Genomic DNA, 15,782 nt, shown 5'->3' on the forward strand with positions numbered 1-15,782 from the left:
ATGGCAGTTAGGCCTATAGACATGAAAATAACAATGCCTAAAGTTCAGGAAATATCGAAAAATGAACAGCTTAAAAATGACAGGGAAAAGGTTATTATGCAAAATCAAAGTACTGATCAGTCTAAAAGATTTGAACAGGAACTAAAAAGAGTAAAAGATGCTAAAAAAGCTTCACATGGAAAAATAAATAAAGATGATAAAAAAAATAATGAAAAAAGTCATGAAGAAACTAAAGATAATCAAAAGGAGAGTAAAAATAAAAACTCAGATGATAATGACAATAAGAAACCAAAAGATGAGCTAAAGGTTAAAAAAGATATTTTAGGAAGTAGAATTGATATAAAAATATGACAAGAGGTGGGCTATGAATATAGCAATATTGCTACTAGGAGTTATACTAATAATAGTATCAATAATATTACTTTCTATACATGGTACTTCTGATGAAAAGCATTTAAATGATGTTGAAACTATGAAAGATCAAAGAGAATATAAAAATGTAGAAAATGAACAAGATCATTCATTTGAAGAAATATTTGATATAGAAAATGTAAATATAGAAAATCAAAAAAATATTAAAAAAGGTTTGTCTTATAGTGAAGAAAAAGGGAATAATAAAAAAACAAAGGATAAAATAGTATATCAAAATAAAAAATTAGAAAAAGATATATTTAATGAGATAATGGAGCTATCAAGGAAAGGAATGAATAGTCAACAGATAGCAAAAAAACTTAATAAGGGAATTAGGGAAGTTGATATAATTTTAAAAATTAGAAGTTCAAAAAAGAATAGCTAATTTTACAATTTACATCTAAATTATATGTACTTTGTAGCATTATTTTATTAAATATATAAAATTAATTTTAAATTTGGTAAAAAACATTGATAAAAAATAAGTGGTATGTTATACTACTAGAGGTAAAACTACACACACTCTTTGATTTCTAAAGATGTGCCAAAAGGTCCTTTAGAGAGTTGATGAGGGTGGAGGTAAAAACAATGGAGGTGTAAAAAATGTCAGTAATAACAATGAAAAGTTTATTAGAAGCAGGTGTTCATTTTGGACATCAAACTAGAAGATGGAATCCTAAAATGGCTCAATATATCTTCACAGAAAGAAATGGAATTTACATTATTGACCTACAAAAAACAGTTGGGAAAGTTGAAGCTGCTTATCAATTTATAAAAGAGATTGCAGAAGACGGTGGAGAAATATTATTTGTAGGAACTAAAAAACAAGCTCAAGAATCAATAGAGAGTGAAGCTAAAAGATGTGGAATGCATTTCGTAAATCAAAGATGGTTAGGTGGTATGTTAACTAACTACAAAACTATCAGAAAAAGAATAGAGAGACTTCAAGAACTTCAAAAGATGGAAGAAGATGGAACTTTTGATGTACTTCCTAAGAAAGAAGTTATAAAATTAAAAAATGAAGCTGAAAAGCTTGAAAAATTCTTAGGTGGTATAAAGGATATGGAGAAAACTCCAGATGCTTTATTTGTTGTGGATCCAAGAAAAGAAAAAATTGCTGTTAAAGAAGCAAAAATATTAGGTATACCTGTTGTTGGTATAGTAGATACTAACTGTGATCCAGATGAAGTTGATTATGTAATCCCAGGAAATGATGATGCAATAAGAGCCGTAAAACTACTTACTGAAACTATATCTAATGCAATTTTAGAAGGTAAGCAAGGCGAACAAGTAGAAAACTAGAACAAAATGGGTAAGGGTTATGAGGGATTTATCCCTTACTGCTCTTACCTTTTTATTTAATTAAAAAACAGAAATGTAGGAGGAGAATGAAATGGCGATAACAGCTGCTATGGTAAAAGAGTTAAGAGAAAGATCGGGAGCAGGAATGCTTGATTGTAAAAAAGCGTTAGAAGAGACTAATGGAGATGTTGAAAAAGCAATAGACTTACTAAGAGAAAAAGGTCTATCAAAAGCTGCTAAAAAATCAGGAAGAATTGCTTCAGAAGGTGTGGTTGACTCTTACATACATGGAGGCAGAATAGGAGTATTAATTGAAGTTAATACTGAAACAGATTTTGTTGCTAAAAATGAAGACTTTAAGGCATTCGTTAAAGACATGGCTATGCAAGTAGCTGCGGCTAATCCAAAATATGTTTCTAGAGAAGAAGTTTGTGAAGAAGAACTAGACAAAGAGAGACAAATATTAAGACAACAAGCATTAAATGAAGGAAAACCAGAAAACATTGTTGATAAAATGGTAGAAGGTAGAATAGAAAAATACTTTAAAGAAGTATGTTTATTAGAACAAACTTTCATCAAAAATCCAGATGTTGTAATAAAAGACCTTTTAGCAGAAAAAGTAGCTAAAATAGGTGAGAATATTCAAATAAGAAGATTTGTAAGATTTGAAGTTGGTGAAGGATTAGAAAAAAGAGAAGAAAACTTTGCAGAAGAAGTAGCAAAGCAAATTAACGGCTAATTTATTCAAATGGAGAACACTAAGTGTTCTCCATTTGAATAAATTATTGGAAATAAGAAAATAGTTTGAAGGGTTTATTACTATATTGAAGAATATATAAGCTAGGAGTGTTTACATGAATGAGCCTAAATATAAAAGAGTAATACTTAAACTAAGTGGAGAAGCTTTATCAGGTGGAAAAGGATTTGGAATAGATGAAGAAACTATCATGGGTATAGCAAAACAGATAAAAAGAGTTCAGGAAATGAATGTTGAAGTAGCTATTGTAGTTGGGGGAGGTAACTTCTGGAGAGGTAGAAGTACTGAAGGAATGGATAGAGCTACATCTGACTATATGGGAATGTTAGGGACAACCATAAATGCACTAGGACTCCAAGATGCTCTTGAGAGAATAGGAGTTATGACTAGAGTTCAAACAGCTATAGAAATGAGACAAATAGCGGAACCTTATATAAAAAGAAAGGCTATAAGACACTTAGAAAAAGGTAGAGTAGTTATATTTGCTGCAGGCTCAGGTAATCCTTTCTTTTCAACTGATACTACAGCAGCATTAAGAGCTGCAGAAATAGAAGCAGAAGTAATCTTACTTGCTAAAAAGGGAGTAGATGGAGTTTATGACTCTGATCCTCGTATAAATACAAGTGCTAAAAAGTTAGATCACTTGAATTATATAGATGTTTTAAATATGGGGCTAGGAGTAATGGATTCTACGGCTACGTCTCTTTGTATGGATAACAAAATTCCACTAGTAGTTTTTGGAATAGATGATTCAGATAACATTGTAAGAGTTATTTCTGGCGAAAAAATAGGTACTCAAGTAAAGGAGGCATAATAAATGTATTTAGATATTCATAAAGAAACTGAAGAGAGAATGGAAAAAAGCTTAAAAGCATGTAAAGATGAATTAACTAGTATAAGAGCAGGAAGAGCTAATCCATCTTTGTTAGATAGAGTAACAGTAGAATATTATGGAACACAAACGCCTTTAAATCAAGTAGCTAATATATCAGCTCCTGAACCTAGAATGATTGTAATACAACCTTGGGATGCTAATATTTTAGGTGAAATTGAAAAATCTATACAAAAATCGGATTTAGGATTAAATCCTACAAATGATGGAAAAATAATAAGATTAATAATACCACAACTTACTGAGGAAAGAAGAAAAGAATTAATAAAAGTAGTAAAAAAGGTTTCAGAAAATGCTAAAATAGCTGTTAGAAACCAAAGAAGAGATGCTAATGATGCTGTAAAGAAAATGCTTAAAGCAAATGAGATTACTGAAGATGAGAGTAAGCAGGCAGAAGAGAAAATTCAAAAAATAACAGATAAGTATATAGAAGAAGTAGATAAACTAATGACTCAAAAAGAAAAAGAGCTTATGGAGGTTTAATATTATCTTGAAACAACTAGACATTCTTGGTCTAACTTTAGAAGAAGGAATTAAAGAAATAAAAGACCTGAAAAATAATGAATGTGAAATAAGCATTAGAGAAACTTTTGCATATAATAAAGAACAAGATATAAGATTGACAGAAGCTAGAATATTAAAAGTTATACAGTCAGATAATGTGTTAAACATTATAGTATCTTACTTTTAGAACTCCCCTTCTTTATTAAGAAGGGGTTTTGATTTTTTAGCGGATGCAAGTGACTTGGAGGTAAAATATGGGTAAAATAGAGCTTGAAAAAGGTGAAACTGTTGACAGTCTTCTAAAGAAAATAGATATGGATAGACTTCCAGAGCATATTGCTATAATTATGGATGGAAATGGTAGATGGGCTAAAAAAAGATTTTTGCCTAGAACTGCGGGACATAGAAAAGGTGTTGAAAGAGTAAAAGACATAGTAAAGGCAGCAGGAAATTTGGGAATAAAATATCTAACTGTCTATGCATTCTCTACAGAAAATTGGAAAAGGCCTAAAGATGAAGTGAATTCACTTATGACTTTATTAATAGAATTTTTAAATAAGGAACTAGAAGAAATGCATTCAAATAACATAAAAATAAAAGTTCTAGGAGATTTAAAATCAATGCCATTAAGGGTAAGAGATGAGGTTGAAAAATCTATTGAGAAAACAAAAAATAATACTAAAATGGTATTCAATATAGCTTTAAATTATGGAGGAAGACAAGAAATTTTAGAAGGTATAAAAAGGACTGTTACAGATATAAATAATAATAAAATAAAGATAGAAGATTTGGATGAGGAATTATTTGGAAATTATTTATATACAGCTAATCAGGCAGATCCAGACATACTTATAAGAACTAGTGGAGAAGAAAGAATTAGTAATTTTTTACTCTATCAAATGGCTTATACTGAATTTGTATTTACTGATGTTTTTTGGCCGGATTTTAAAGAAGAAATATTTTATAAGTGTATAATAGAATTTCAACATAGAAAAAGAAGATTTGGAGGAATTTAGGTGATGAAGTATGAAAACTAGAATAATATCTGGAGCAATAGGATTTGTATTATTACTGGCAGTAGTTATAAAGGGTGGTATTCTATTAGACTTATCTATCTTAATAATATCTTTAGTAGGTCTTTATGAATTTCATAATGCTGTTAAAAAGATAAATGACTTAAAGCCTTTAGAATTTGTAAACTACTTATTCACTATAGGGATATTCTTGCTAACAGTTATAAATAAGAATATGTACTTTAAAGGACTATTATTTTTATATCTTATAATAATATTAAGTTCATTAGTTTTAAAAACAAAGTTTAATGTTAATGATATAGCTATAACAATATTTGGAGCAATGTATGTATCATTTTTCCTTTCTCATATGTATCTATTAAATGGAAAAGTTCACATATGGTTGGTTTTCATAATAGCATGGGGAACTGATACCTTCGCATATTTTTCAGGAGTTTTATTTGGTAAAAGGAAGCTTTATCCTACATTAAGCCCCAAGAAAACTGTAGAGGGCTCTATTGGAGGGATAATAGGAAGTTTATTAGTAACTCTAATCTTTTCAATTTATTTTAAATTAGAAAATATCCATTTGTTGTTAATACTAAGTGTAATAGCTTCTATAATGTCTCAAATAGGAGATTTAACAGCATCTAGAATAAAAAGGATTGCAGGAATAAAGGACTATGGTAATATAATGCCAGGACATGGAGGCATTTTAGATAGATTTGATAGCATACTTTTCACTACTCCTATAGTATATTATTATATAACTTATTTATTATAGGAGTGTGAATTTTGAAAAGATTATTTGTATACATAGGTTATAGTATATTGATTACTTTGATAAGTTACTTTGTATATGTACACATGTTTAATTTAATTTTTCCTTTTTTATTAGCATATATTTTTTCTATAATGCTTGAGCCTATAGTAAGTATTATAAGTGAAAAATTCAAGATGGAAACAGGATATGCTACTATATTTATATTAACAGGAGTAACTATTTTACTTGTTACTCTTTGTTACATATTAATGTATAATATATTTACAGAAAGTATGAAGCTTATAGATAATTTACCGTATATAATTGAAAAAGCAACAGACTATTTAGAAAACAAAGTATACTATTTTAACATTCAAAGTTCTATTAATATAGATATGGTGAGTTTGTTAAAGGATAATGTCTTAAAATTATCAACAGAAATCTTAAATATATTAAATTTTGTTAGAAAATATTTATTAGATCTTTTATACTCTTTTCCTAAAATAATTATATTTTGGATAATAGTATATTCTACAACTTATTTTCTACTTAAGGATAAAGATAGATATGTTAACAAATATTTAAACTATAATGATAAATATATAACTATAATCAATAAAATAAAAAATAATCTTATAACAACTTTAAATAAATTAATATTGGGAGAATTGATAATAATATTATTATCGGTTATTATTACTATAGTAGGTTTTAAAATACTAAATATGAAATACAGTATTATAATGGGAATACTTACTGGATTATTAGACTTTATACCTTTTATAGGGCCTGCTATAATATACATACCTTGGATAGCTTATTTAATTATAAGTGGCGCAATATACAAAGCAATAGGTTTAGGGATTTTGTTTATAATATTAATTTTGATTAGACAGATTTTACAAATAAAGTTACTAAATATGCAATTTAAAATACATCCGATTATTATGCTGATATCTATCTACATAGGAATAGAAATATTCGGGGCTACAGGTATTATTATAGGACCTATTATTATAATATTTATAAAAGAAACTATAGGATATATAGTCGTTTAGAATGAGAACATTAGGAGTGAATACTTTGAAAAATATAAGCATACTAGGATCGACGGGTTCTATAGGAACTCAGTCTTTAGATGTAGTAAGAAATAATAAAGGATTTAAAGTAGTAGCACTATCAACAAATACAAATATAGAATTACTAGAGAAGCAAGCATTAGAATTCAAACCTAAAATAGTAGCAGTAGCAAATGAATATAAAGGAAAAATTTTAAAAGATAGACTAAAAGGACATAATATAAAAGTAGAGATAGGAATGAATGGACTTATATCTGTAGCTACAGAACAAACCGCAGATGTTGTTATAACTTCTGTTGTAGGTATGGTTGGTCTTTTACCTACTTTAGAAGCTATTAAATGTGGTAAAACTATAGCTCTTGCAAATAAAGAAACTCTTGTTACAGCAGGAGAAATTGTAATTGAAGAGGCAAGAAAAGAAGGCGTAAATATAATACCAGTAGACAGTGAACATTCAGCTATTTTTCAATGTCTACAAAGCGGAAAATATGAAGAAATAGAAAAGATTATATTGACAGCTTCAGGAGGACCTTTTAGAGGAAAAAATAAACAATTTTTAGAAAAAGTAACAAAAGAGGACGCTTTGAAGCATCCTAATTGGTCAATGGGAAAAAAAATAACTATAGATTCTGCTACTTTAATGAATAAAGGACTTGAAGTAATAGAAGCTAAATGGTTGTTTAATATAGATGTAGATATGATAGATGTCGTTGTGCATCCACAAAGTATAGTTCATTCTATGGTAGAGTTTAGAGATGGAAGTATAATAGCTCAAATGGGAGCTCCTGATATGAAAGTACCTATTCAATATGCTTTAACTTATCCTGACAGATTAAGTAATGATGTTAATAAACTAAAGCTAACAGAAGTAGGAACGCTAAGTTTTGAGCCTCCAAGTACAAAAGATTTTCCTTGTTTACAATTAGCTATAGAGGCAATAAAAATTGGAGGAACTATGCCTGCCGTTTTAAACGCAGTTAATGAGATAGCTGTAGATATGTTTCTAAATGATAAAATTAGATTTTTGGATATACCATGTATAATAGAAAAGTTAATGGGCTTACACAAAACGATAAAAAAACCTTCATTAGAAGAAATTATACAAAGTGATAATTGGGCGAGGAATAATGCTAAATCATATTTAACTAGATAAGAATAGGTGGTGTATTTTATGCAAACTGCATTAGCAGCTATATTTGTGTTTTGTTTGATTATTGTAGTGCATGAACTTGGACATTTTGTAGTAGCAAAATTGACAGGGGTTAGAGTACATGAATTTGCTATTGGTATGGGACCTAAGATATTTGGAATAAAAAAAGGGGAGACGGTTTACACATTAAGAATCCTTCCTATAGGAGGATATGTAAAAATGGAAGGTGAAGATGAAGATTCAGAAGATGAAAAAAGCTTTGGAAAGAAATCAATAGGAGCGAGAATAGCTATAATATCTGCTGGAGCTATTATGAATTTTATACTTGCAATAATTGTATTTACAATATACGCTTACAGCATGGGAGTTCCTACTACTACAATAAAAAGTGTAGAGAATAATTTACCTGCTCAACAAGCGGGTATAAAAAAAGATGATAAAATAATAAATATAAATGATAAAAAAGTTGAAAAATGGGAAGACATAAAAACTATTATAGGAGAATCAAAAGGAAAGGAAGCTAATGTTACAGTACTAAGAGATAATAAGAAGCTTAATTTTAAGATTAAACCTATAGTAGACGAAAAAGATAAAAGACTTATAATAGGAATTACCCCTACAACAGAAAAATCATTTATAGGAGCTTTAAAAAGTGGAGTAGAGAATGTAATATTTGTTCTCGGAATGATGATACAATTTATAGCAAAACTTTTCCAGGGAAATATTGGATCTAATGATATATCAGGTCCTGTTGGAATAGTTTATGCAGTTGGAGAAGTTGCAAAGTCAGGATGGTTATCTGTATTATATTTAGCAGGATTTATTAGTATCAATTTAGGTTTTTTCAACTTATTACCTATTCCTGCTTTAGACGGTGGACGATTAGTGTTTCTATTTATAGAACTGTTAAGAGGAAAACCTATAAATCCAGAAAAAGAAGGATTTGTTCACTTTATAGGACTTGTACTTCTTTTAGCATTAGGAGTGTTTGTTGCTTATAAAGACTTAATTAGGTTTGATATACTTTAGGCAGGTGGGATAAACTATGAGAAGAGAGACTAAGAAACTTTTTTATGGAAAAGTAGGAATAGGAGGAGATTCTCCTATATCTGTACAGTCAATGACAAATACTGATACAAGAGATATTAAATCTACTATTAATCAAATTAAGAGATTAGAAAAAGAAGGATGTGACTTAATAAGAGTCGCTGTTTTAGATAATGATGCCGCAATTGCAATAAAAGATATAAAAAAAGGGATAAATATACCTATAATTTCTGATATACATTTCGACTATAGATTAGCTTTAGAAGCCATAAAAAGTGGTGTAGATGGATTGAGAATTAACCCAGGAAATATAGGAGATAAGAAAAAGGTAGAGGAAGTAGTAAAAGCTTGTAAAGAAAGACAAGTACCTATAAGAATAGGTGTTAATTCTGGATCTATAAGTAAAGAGGTTCTTGAAAAGTTTGGTGGAGTAAATGAGGATTCTATGGTATATAGTGCTATGGAACATGTAAGAATACTTGAAGAGTTAGATTATACTAATATAAAAATATCTTTGAAAGCGACAGATGTGAGACTTACAGTAAAAGCATATGAAAAAATATCAAATATGGTGAATTACCCATTACATGTAGGTATAACAGAGGCTGGAACTCCATGGAGTGGAACAATAAAATCTTCAATAGGAATAGGATCTCTTTTACTTAGAGGAATAGGAGATACTATCAGAGTTTCTTTAACAGGCGATCCTGTTGAAGAAGTAAAAGTAGGAAAACAAATATTGAGGACTTTGGGAATATTAAAAGACAAGATAGAGATTATATCTTGTCCTACCTGTGGAAGAACTCAAATTGATTTAATAAATTTGGCAAATAGAGTAGAAGAAAGACTTAAGGATATTTATAAACCAATTAAAGTTGCAATAATGGGCTGTGCTGTTAATGGTCCAGGAGAAGCTAGAGAGGCAGATATAGGCATAGCAGGTGGTAAAGGCTGTGGTCTTATCTTTAAAAAAGGAAAAATAATAAAGAAAGTTAAAGAAGAGGATCTATTAGACGAATTAGTAAGAGAAATAGACAAATTATAGACTTGATGTTAAGGAGGAGTTTAACATGCACTCCATTACCGCTATTATACCGGCTTATAATGAGGAAAAAACGATAGGAAATGTTATAAGTGTAGTAAAAGAAGTAGATTTAATTGATAATATAATAGTTGTTAGCGATGGATCAGAGGACAAAACAGCTGAAATAGCAAAGCTATATCATATAGATGTTATAGAACTTAAAGACAACGTAGGAAAAGGTGGAGCTCTTAAAAGAGGTCTAGAAAACTGTAATTCAGAAACACTTTTATTTTTAGATGCAGACTTAATAGGATTGAAGGTAGAGCATATAGTAAATTTAATTACACCAGTTATAAATAATGAAGTTGATATGACAATAGGATTATTTAATAATGGTAGGTTTGCTACAGACTTGGCTCAAAAAGTTACTCCCTATCTATCTGGGCAAAGAGCTGTTAAGAGATATGTAATAGAAAATATATCTCATATAGACATTACAAGATATGGAGTAGAAGCCGCACTGACTAAATATGTTAAAGAAAATAATATCAGAACGAAGGATATTTGCTTAGAAAATCTTACACACATGATGAAAGAAGAAAAATTTGGAGTATTTAAAGGTTTTACTGAAAGGATAAAAATGTATTGGGATGTAGTAAAAACTTTTAAAATTTTAAAATAGGTGATCTAATGATTTCAATAAATCAGATTATATTTAGACTAGTTCTTTCTATATTTCTTTCAGGGATAATAGGCATAGAGCGAGAAAGTTTGAAAAGACCTGCTGGATTTAGAACCCACATATTAGTATGTGTAGGGTCTACGTTAGTTATGCTTACTTCTATATATATGTTTCATTCTTTTGAAAAATTTACAACATTACAACCTGATAGATTGGGAGCTCAAGTAATTAGTGGAATAGGATTTTTAGGCGCAGGTACTATAATAAGGCAAGGTAGTAGTGTACAAGGGTTAACAACTGCTGCAAGTTTATGGGCAGTTGCTTGTATAGGACTATCTGTAGGATCAGGATTTTATGCAGGAGGAATAATAACAACTATACTAGTACTATTTACTCTAATGACTTTTGGTGGCGTTGAAAAGCGTATGAGAGAAAATAAGAAATATATGCAACTAAAAATAATAGCTAATAATAGACCTGGACAAATAGCAATAGTATGTCAAGAAATAGGAAGTAAAGGTCTAAAAATAACAAAACTAGAGTTTGATGAAGAAAATGAAGGAGATGAAGATATTATAATAATTAATATAATAATTCAAATTCCTAATTTTTATATGAAAAGTGAGATTATAGATGGAATAGCCAAAAAAGAAGGAGTAATTGAAGTAACTGAGAAATAGGAGGAAAGTTGTAAAAATGACTTTGCCTAAGAAAAAAGTGGAAGATATAATAAAAAGTTTAAAAATAGATATAACTAGTTCTGAAATACTTCAGGCCAAAATAGATAAAGTAATTGTAAATAACAAAAATAAAGAGTTAAAATTAATATTAAGTGCTGAGAATATCATAAATGATAGGAATTTAGAAAAGCTGAGAAAATTATTTGAAGAAAAATTTTCAAAGTTCAGTAATATAAGTCTAAATGTAAAATACAAAGAATTAAGTATCAATGAAGACGGAATTATAGATAAATATTTACAAAATATAATATATCAAATAAATAAGATGATACCTTCAAGCTGTGCTTGGATACATAATATAAATTATAAAATTGTAAATAATGTTATAAATTTTATATTAGATAGTGAAATAGCTATATATACTTTAGAAGCAAAATCAATGAATAAAATATTAGAAGATAAAATAAAAAATGAATTTGGAAATGATGTATATATAAAATTTGAGTATGAGGAAAATAACAAAAATGAAGAAGATTATCTAAAACAAAAAGAATTAGAAGAATCAAAAATATTAACTGAGCTTATAGTAAATAACAATAATTCTAAGTCTAATAATAGTTCAAAGCCTGAATCAGGTAAATCTTTTGAACCATCAAAAAATAGTTTTAGATCTAAATCTAATTCTTCAAGTATTATAAAGAAAATTCAAGGAGATATTACAAAAATATCTGAAATAAATATGCATTCTGGATTTGTAATTATAGAAGGAGAGATATTTGACGTAGAATCCAAAGAAATAAAAGGAGATAGAAAGCTATATACATTTAGTTTAACGGACTATACAAACTCTATAACTGTTAAGGTATTTACAAATAAGAAAAACGAAGAAACGTTACAAGAGACTTTAAAAGAGAATATATTTGTGAGGCTGTCAGGAGATGTAGTATACGATAATTTTTCTAGACAAGTTGTAGTAATGTTAAAAAATATTCAGACTCTAAAAAAAGAAACTAGAAAAGATATCCATCCTGAAAAAAGAGTCGAGCTTCATTGTCATACTAAGATGAGTTCTATGGATGGAATGACAAGTTTTAGTGCAATAGCGAAACGGGCTTCAGATTGGGGTCATAAAGCTATTGCTATTACAGATCATGGGATAGTACAAAGTTTCCCAGAAGGAATGGATGCAGCCAGAAATTTAGGCATAAAAGTTCTTTATGGAGTTGAGGGATATTTAGTAAATGACTCCAAACAGATTATTACAAATGTTAGTAATGAAGATATTGATTGTGAATATGTAGTTTTTGATATAGAAACTACAGGTTTTTCAAGCAGAAATGATGAGATAATAGAAATAGGAGCAGTAAAAGTTAAGGATGGTAATATTGTAGATAGATATAGTCAATTAATAAAGCCAAGTGTTAATATACCAGATAAGATAGTTGAACTAACTGGAATAAATGATAATATGGTAAAGGATAAACCGTCTATAATAGAAGTTTTACCAGATTTTTTAGAGTTTATAAACGGCAGTGTATTAGTTGCTCATAATGCATCTTTTGATGTGAGCTTTATAAAAGAAAATTTATATAAAATAGAAGAGACTTTAGATAATCCTATTTTAGATACATTGTCTTTAACTAGGGTTTTGTTTCCAGAACTGAGAAGCCATAAACTTAATTTAGTAGCAAAGCACTTAGGTATAAGTTTAGAGAATCATCATAGAGCGGTAGATGATTCTGAGGCTACAGCTGAAATTCTCTTAAAATGCATAGACAAATTAAAAGAGGAAGGGATATATAAGCTTGAAGACATTAACGTATTTTCTTCTAATAATACTAATATAAAATCGGAAGAAACTTTTCATATTATAATATTTGCAAAAAACCAAAATGGATTAAAAAATCTCTATAAGATAATATCTGAATCTCACTTGAATTACTTTTATAGAAGACCAAGAATACCGAAATCCCTCCTTACAAAATATAGGGAAGATCTAATAATAGGATCTGCTTGTGAAGCAGGAGAACTATATAGATCCATTTTAAAAAATAAAGATTATAATGAAATTAGTGATATAGTAAGTTTTTATGATTTTCTTGAAATACAGCCAATAGAGAATAACGCCTTTTTAGTACAGAATAAAATGGTTAAAGACTATGACGAATTAAAGTCTATAAATAAAAAAATAGTTGATTTAGGAGAAAAGCATAATAAACCTGTCGTGGCTACAGGAGATGTTCACTTTTTAGATCCAGAAGATGAAGTATATAGAAGAATACTTATGTCTGGTCAAGGTTTTTCGGATGCAGATAATCAAGCACCTCTTTACTTAAAAACTACTGACGAGATGTTATTAGAATTTAGTTATTTAGGAGAAGAAAAGGCAAAAGAGGTAGTTATATATAATACGAATCTAATTTCTGATATGATAGAAGAAATAATACCTATACCTGATGGAACGTTTGCACCTGTTATTGAAGGTGCAGATGATGAATTAAGAAGAATAAATTATGAGAAAGCTATAAGTATATATGGAGATCCATTACCTGAGCTTGTTAAAGCTAGATTAGACAGAGAACTTAATTCAATTATAAGTAATGGATATGCAGTTATGTATATAATTGCTCAAAAATTAGTTACAAAATCCTTAAGTGATGGATATCTTGTAGGATCACGGGGATCAGTTGGATCATCGTTTGTTGCTACTATGAGTGATATTACTGAAGTTAATCCTTTGCCACCACATTATGTATGTCCTGAATGCAAAAATAGTGAATTTATTACAGATGGATCTATAGGATCAGGAGCAGATTTAAAGGAGAAAAATTGTCCTAAATGTGGAACTATGTACAAGAAAGATGGTCATGACATACCTTTTGAAGTATTTTTAGGATTTGAAGGAGATAAAGAGCCAGATATTGACCTTAACTTTGCTGGAGAATATCAGGCTGTTGCACATCAATATACTGAGGAGCTTTTTGGAAAAGGATATGTATTTAGAGCAGGTACAATAGGAACTATAGCGGAAAAGACAGCTTACGGTTTTGTTAAAAAGTATTTTGATGAAAGAAACAAACTAGTAAATCCTCCAGAGATAAATAGATTGGTAAAAGGATGTACTGGAATAAAAAGAACATCTGGCCAACATCCAGGAGGAATAATGGTAGTCCCAAGCTATAAGGATATATATGACTTCACTCCTATACAATACCCTGCTGATGATGTAAAATCAGGAGTTATAACTACTCACTTTGATTATCATTCTATAAGTGGTAGAATTCTGAAGTTAGATATACTAGGACACGATGTTCCCAGTATAATAAAAATGTTAGAAGACTTAACAGGACTTAATGCACAGTCCATATCGTTAGATGATAAAGAAACAATGAATATATTTGTTAGTACTGAGTCTTTAGGAATAACTAAAGAAGATATAAATTCAGAAGTAGGGACTTTAGGTATACCGGAATTTGGAACTAAGTTTGTTCGACAAATGCTTATAGATACGAAACCTACTACTTTTGCCGAATTAGTTAGAATTAGTGGTCTTTCACACGGAACTGATGTATGGATAAATAATGCTCAAGAATTAGTCAGAGATGGAGTAGCTAAATTAAGTGGTGTTATATGTACCAGAGATGATATTATGCTATACCTTATTTATAATGGATTAGATAAAAAGAAATCCTTTAAGATAATGGAAAAAGTAAGAAAAGGTAAGGGACTTTCAGAAGATGAAGAGAATTATATGAGAGAAAATAATATACCAGAATGGTACATAGAATCTTGTAAAAAGATAAAATATATGTTCCCTAAAGCTCATGCAGTTGCATATGTTATGATGTCTTTTAGAATTGCTTATTTTAAAGTTCACTATCCAGAAGCTTTTTATGCAACGTATTTTACATCTAAGGCAATGGATTTTGATGCAGAACTTATAGTAAAGGGTAGAAGTGCTGTAGAAAACAAGATTAAAGAACTAGAAGCTTTAGGCAATGATAAAACAACTAAGGAAAAAAATCTCCTAACAGTTTTAGAGGTTGCTTTAGAAATGTATGCTAGAGGATTTAAATTTGAGAAAGTAGATTTATATAAATCTGATAGTGATAAATTTCTTATAGGAGACGAAGGAATAATTCCACCATTAAAGTCTCTTGAAGGCGTAGGAGAGAATGCTGCTAGAAATATTGTTAAGGAAAGAGAACAAGGGGTATTTTTATCTGTAGAGGATTTGGTTACAAGAGCTAAGGTTACAAAAACAGTAATAGAAGCATTAAGGGTACACGGTTGTTTGGGTAATATGCCTGAAAGTAATCAGCTAACTCTATTTAACATTTGATTTTTGGAAAAAAATATGATAAGCTTAATGTAACTAAAAGTTTTGACGAGTTTAAGGAGTGGGAATACCCACTCTTGATTTATTTTATAGAGAATAACTTATAGAATAAATAATACTTTTTATGGGAAAATAATCT

16 protein-coding genes are annotated in these 15,782 nt (G+C 29.3%); all 16 read left to right on the top strand.

Translation table 11 applies throughout. The features are described from left to right. The 16 genes from CLPU_RS06960 (at position 1) to CLPU_RS07035 (ending at position 15,646) form a co-directional block, all read left to right on the top strand. Positions 1-351, top strand: coding sequence for a hypothetical protein (locus CLPU_RS06960; protein WP_050354938.1), 351 nt, complete (start codon positions 1-3; stop codon positions 349-351). A 13-nt stretch (positions 352-364) separates the two neighbouring features. Further along, entirely contained in the window at positions 365-796 is a 432-nt protein-coding gene (locus tag CLPU_RS06965) for a hypothetical protein (RefSeq protein ID WP_050354939.1), read from the top strand. Positions 797-1,014: 218 nt separating this feature from the next. Then, positions 1,015-1,713: a 30S ribosomal protein S2 gene (gene rpsB, locus CLPU_RS06970; RefSeq protein WP_050354940.1), complete on the top strand. Its 699-nt coding sequence runs from the start codon at positions 1,015-1,017 to the stop codon at positions 1,711-1,713. Between the two features lie 91 nt (positions 1,714-1,804). Continuing rightward, on the top strand, positions 1,805-2,452 hold the full coding sequence (gene tsf / locus CLPU_RS06975; RefSeq protein ID WP_050354941.1) for a translation elongation factor Ts: 648 nt from the start codon (positions 1,805-1,807) through the stop codon (positions 2,450-2,452). Between the two features lie 115 nt (positions 2,453-2,567). Further along, positions 2,568-3,284, top strand: a complete 717-nt coding sequence (gene pyrH, locus CLPU_RS06980; RefSeq protein ID WP_050354942.1) for a UMP kinase — start codon at positions 2,568-2,570, stop codon at positions 3,282-3,284. 3 nt (positions 3,285-3,287) lie between these two features. Then, a complete protein-coding gene (frr, locus tag CLPU_RS06985; RefSeq protein WP_050354943.1) occupies positions 3,288-3,845 on the top strand; it encodes a ribosome recycling factor in 558 nt (185 codons plus the stop codon). 7 nt (positions 3,846-3,852) lie between these two features. Next, the gene (locus tag CLPU_RS06990; protein WP_050354944.1) at positions 3,853-4,053 is read left to right on the top strand and encodes a hypothetical protein; all 201 of its coding nucleotides are present in this window, start codon (positions 3,853-3,855) and stop codon (positions 4,051-4,053) included. A gap of 67 nt (positions 4,054-4,120) precedes the next feature. Further along, on the top strand, positions 4,121-4,882 hold the full coding sequence (locus CLPU_RS06995; protein WP_050354945.1) for an isoprenyl transferase: 762 nt from the start codon (positions 4,121-4,123) through the stop codon (positions 4,880-4,882). 10 nt (positions 4,883-4,892) lie between these two features. Beyond that, entirely contained in the window at positions 4,893-5,663 is a 771-nt protein-coding gene (locus CLPU_RS07000) for a phosphatidate cytidylyltransferase (RefSeq protein ID WP_050354946.1), read from the top strand. Positions 5,664-5,674: 11 nt separating this feature from the next. Continuing rightward, entirely contained in the window at positions 5,675-6,700 is a 1,026-nt protein-coding gene (locus CLPU_RS07005) for an AI-2E family transporter (RefSeq protein WP_050354947.1), read from the top strand. A 16-nt stretch (positions 6,701-6,716) separates the two neighbouring features. Beyond that, positions 6,717-7,874 carry a 1-deoxy-D-xylulose-5-phosphate reductoisomerase gene (locus CLPU_RS07010; RefSeq protein ID WP_235436136.1) on the top strand — a complete coding sequence of 386 codons (1,158 nt, stop codon included), beginning with the start codon at positions 6,717-6,719 and terminating at the stop codon, positions 7,872-7,874. 18 nt (positions 7,875-7,892) lie between these two features. Continuing rightward, positions 7,893-8,900, top strand: coding sequence for an RIP metalloprotease RseP (gene rseP / locus CLPU_RS07015; protein WP_050354949.1), 1,008 nt, complete (start codon positions 7,893-7,895; stop codon positions 8,898-8,900). A gap of 16 nt (positions 8,901-8,916) precedes the next feature. Further along, a complete protein-coding gene (gene ispG / locus CLPU_RS07020; RefSeq protein ID WP_050354950.1) occupies positions 8,917-9,963 on the top strand; it encodes a flavodoxin-dependent (E)-4-hydroxy-3-methylbut-2-enyl-diphosphate synthase in 1,047 nt (348 codons plus the stop codon). 25 nt (positions 9,964-9,988) lie between these two features. Further along, positions 9,989-10,624 carry a glycosyltransferase family 2 protein gene (locus tag CLPU_RS07025; protein WP_050354951.1) on the top strand — a complete coding sequence of 212 codons (636 nt, stop codon included), beginning with the start codon at positions 9,989-9,991 and terminating at the stop codon, positions 10,622-10,624. An 8-nt stretch (positions 10,625-10,632) separates the two neighbouring features. Further along, entirely contained in the window at positions 10,633-11,304 is a 672-nt protein-coding gene (locus CLPU_RS07030; RefSeq protein WP_050354952.1) for an MgtC/SapB family protein, read from the top strand. A 16-nt stretch (positions 11,305-11,320) separates the two neighbouring features. Further along, on the top strand, positions 11,321-15,646 hold the full coding sequence (locus tag CLPU_RS07035; protein ID WP_050354953.1) for a PolC-type DNA polymerase III: 4,326 nt from the start codon (positions 11,321-11,323) through the stop codon (positions 15,644-15,646). Positions 15,647-15,782 lie beyond the last annotated feature (136 nt).

Source organism: Gottschalkia purinilytica (assembly GCF_001190785.1).
Classification (GTDB): domain Bacteria; phylum Bacillota; class Clostridia; order Tissierellales; family Gottschalkiaceae; genus Gottschalkia_A; species Gottschalkia_A purinilytica.

Coding starts and splice junctions, on each gene's coding strand:
- CLPU_RS06995 (WP_050354945.1), top strand. CDS start 4,121: ATGGGTAAAATAGAGCTTGAAAAAGGTGAAACTGTTGACAGTCTTCTA.
- CLPU_RS06965 (WP_050354939.1), top strand. CDS start 365: ATGAATATAGCAATATTGCTACTAGGAGTTATACTAATAATAGTATCA.
- rseP (WP_050354949.1), top strand. CDS start 7,893: ATGCAAACTGCATTAGCAGCTATATTTGTGTTTTGTTTGATTATTGTA.
- CLPU_RS07000 (WP_050354946.1), top strand. CDS start 4,893: ATGAAAACTAGAATAATATCTGGAGCAATAGGATTTGTATTATTACTG.
- ispG (WP_050354950.1), top strand. CDS start 8,917: ATGAGAAGAGAGACTAAGAAACTTTTTTATGGAAAAGTAGGAATAGGA.
- CLPU_RS07030 (WP_050354952.1), top strand. CDS start 10,633: ATGATTTCAATAAATCAGATTATATTTAGACTAGTTCTTTCTATATTT.
- pyrH (WP_050354942.1), top strand. CDS start 2,568: ATGAATGAGCCTAAATATAAAAGAGTAATACTTAAACTAAGTGGAGAA.
- rpsB (WP_050354940.1), top strand. CDS start 1,015: ATGTCAGTAATAACAATGAAAAGTTTATTAGAAGCAGGTGTTCATTTT.
- CLPU_RS07025 (WP_050354951.1), top strand. CDS start 9,989: ATGCACTCCATTACCGCTATTATACCGGCTTATAATGAGGAAAAAACG.
- CLPU_RS07035 (WP_050354953.1), top strand. CDS start 11,321: ATGACTTTGCCTAAGAAAAAAGTGGAAGATATAATAAAAAGTTTAAAA.
- tsf (WP_050354941.1), top strand. CDS start 1,805: ATGGCGATAACAGCTGCTATGGTAAAAGAGTTAAGAGAAAGATCGGGA.
- CLPU_RS06960 (WP_050354938.1), top strand. CDS start 1: ATGGCAGTTAGGCCTATAGACATGAAAATAACAATGCCTAAAGTTCAG.
- frr (WP_050354943.1), top strand. CDS start 3,288: ATGTATTTAGATATTCATAAAGAAACTGAAGAGAGAATGGAAAAAAGC.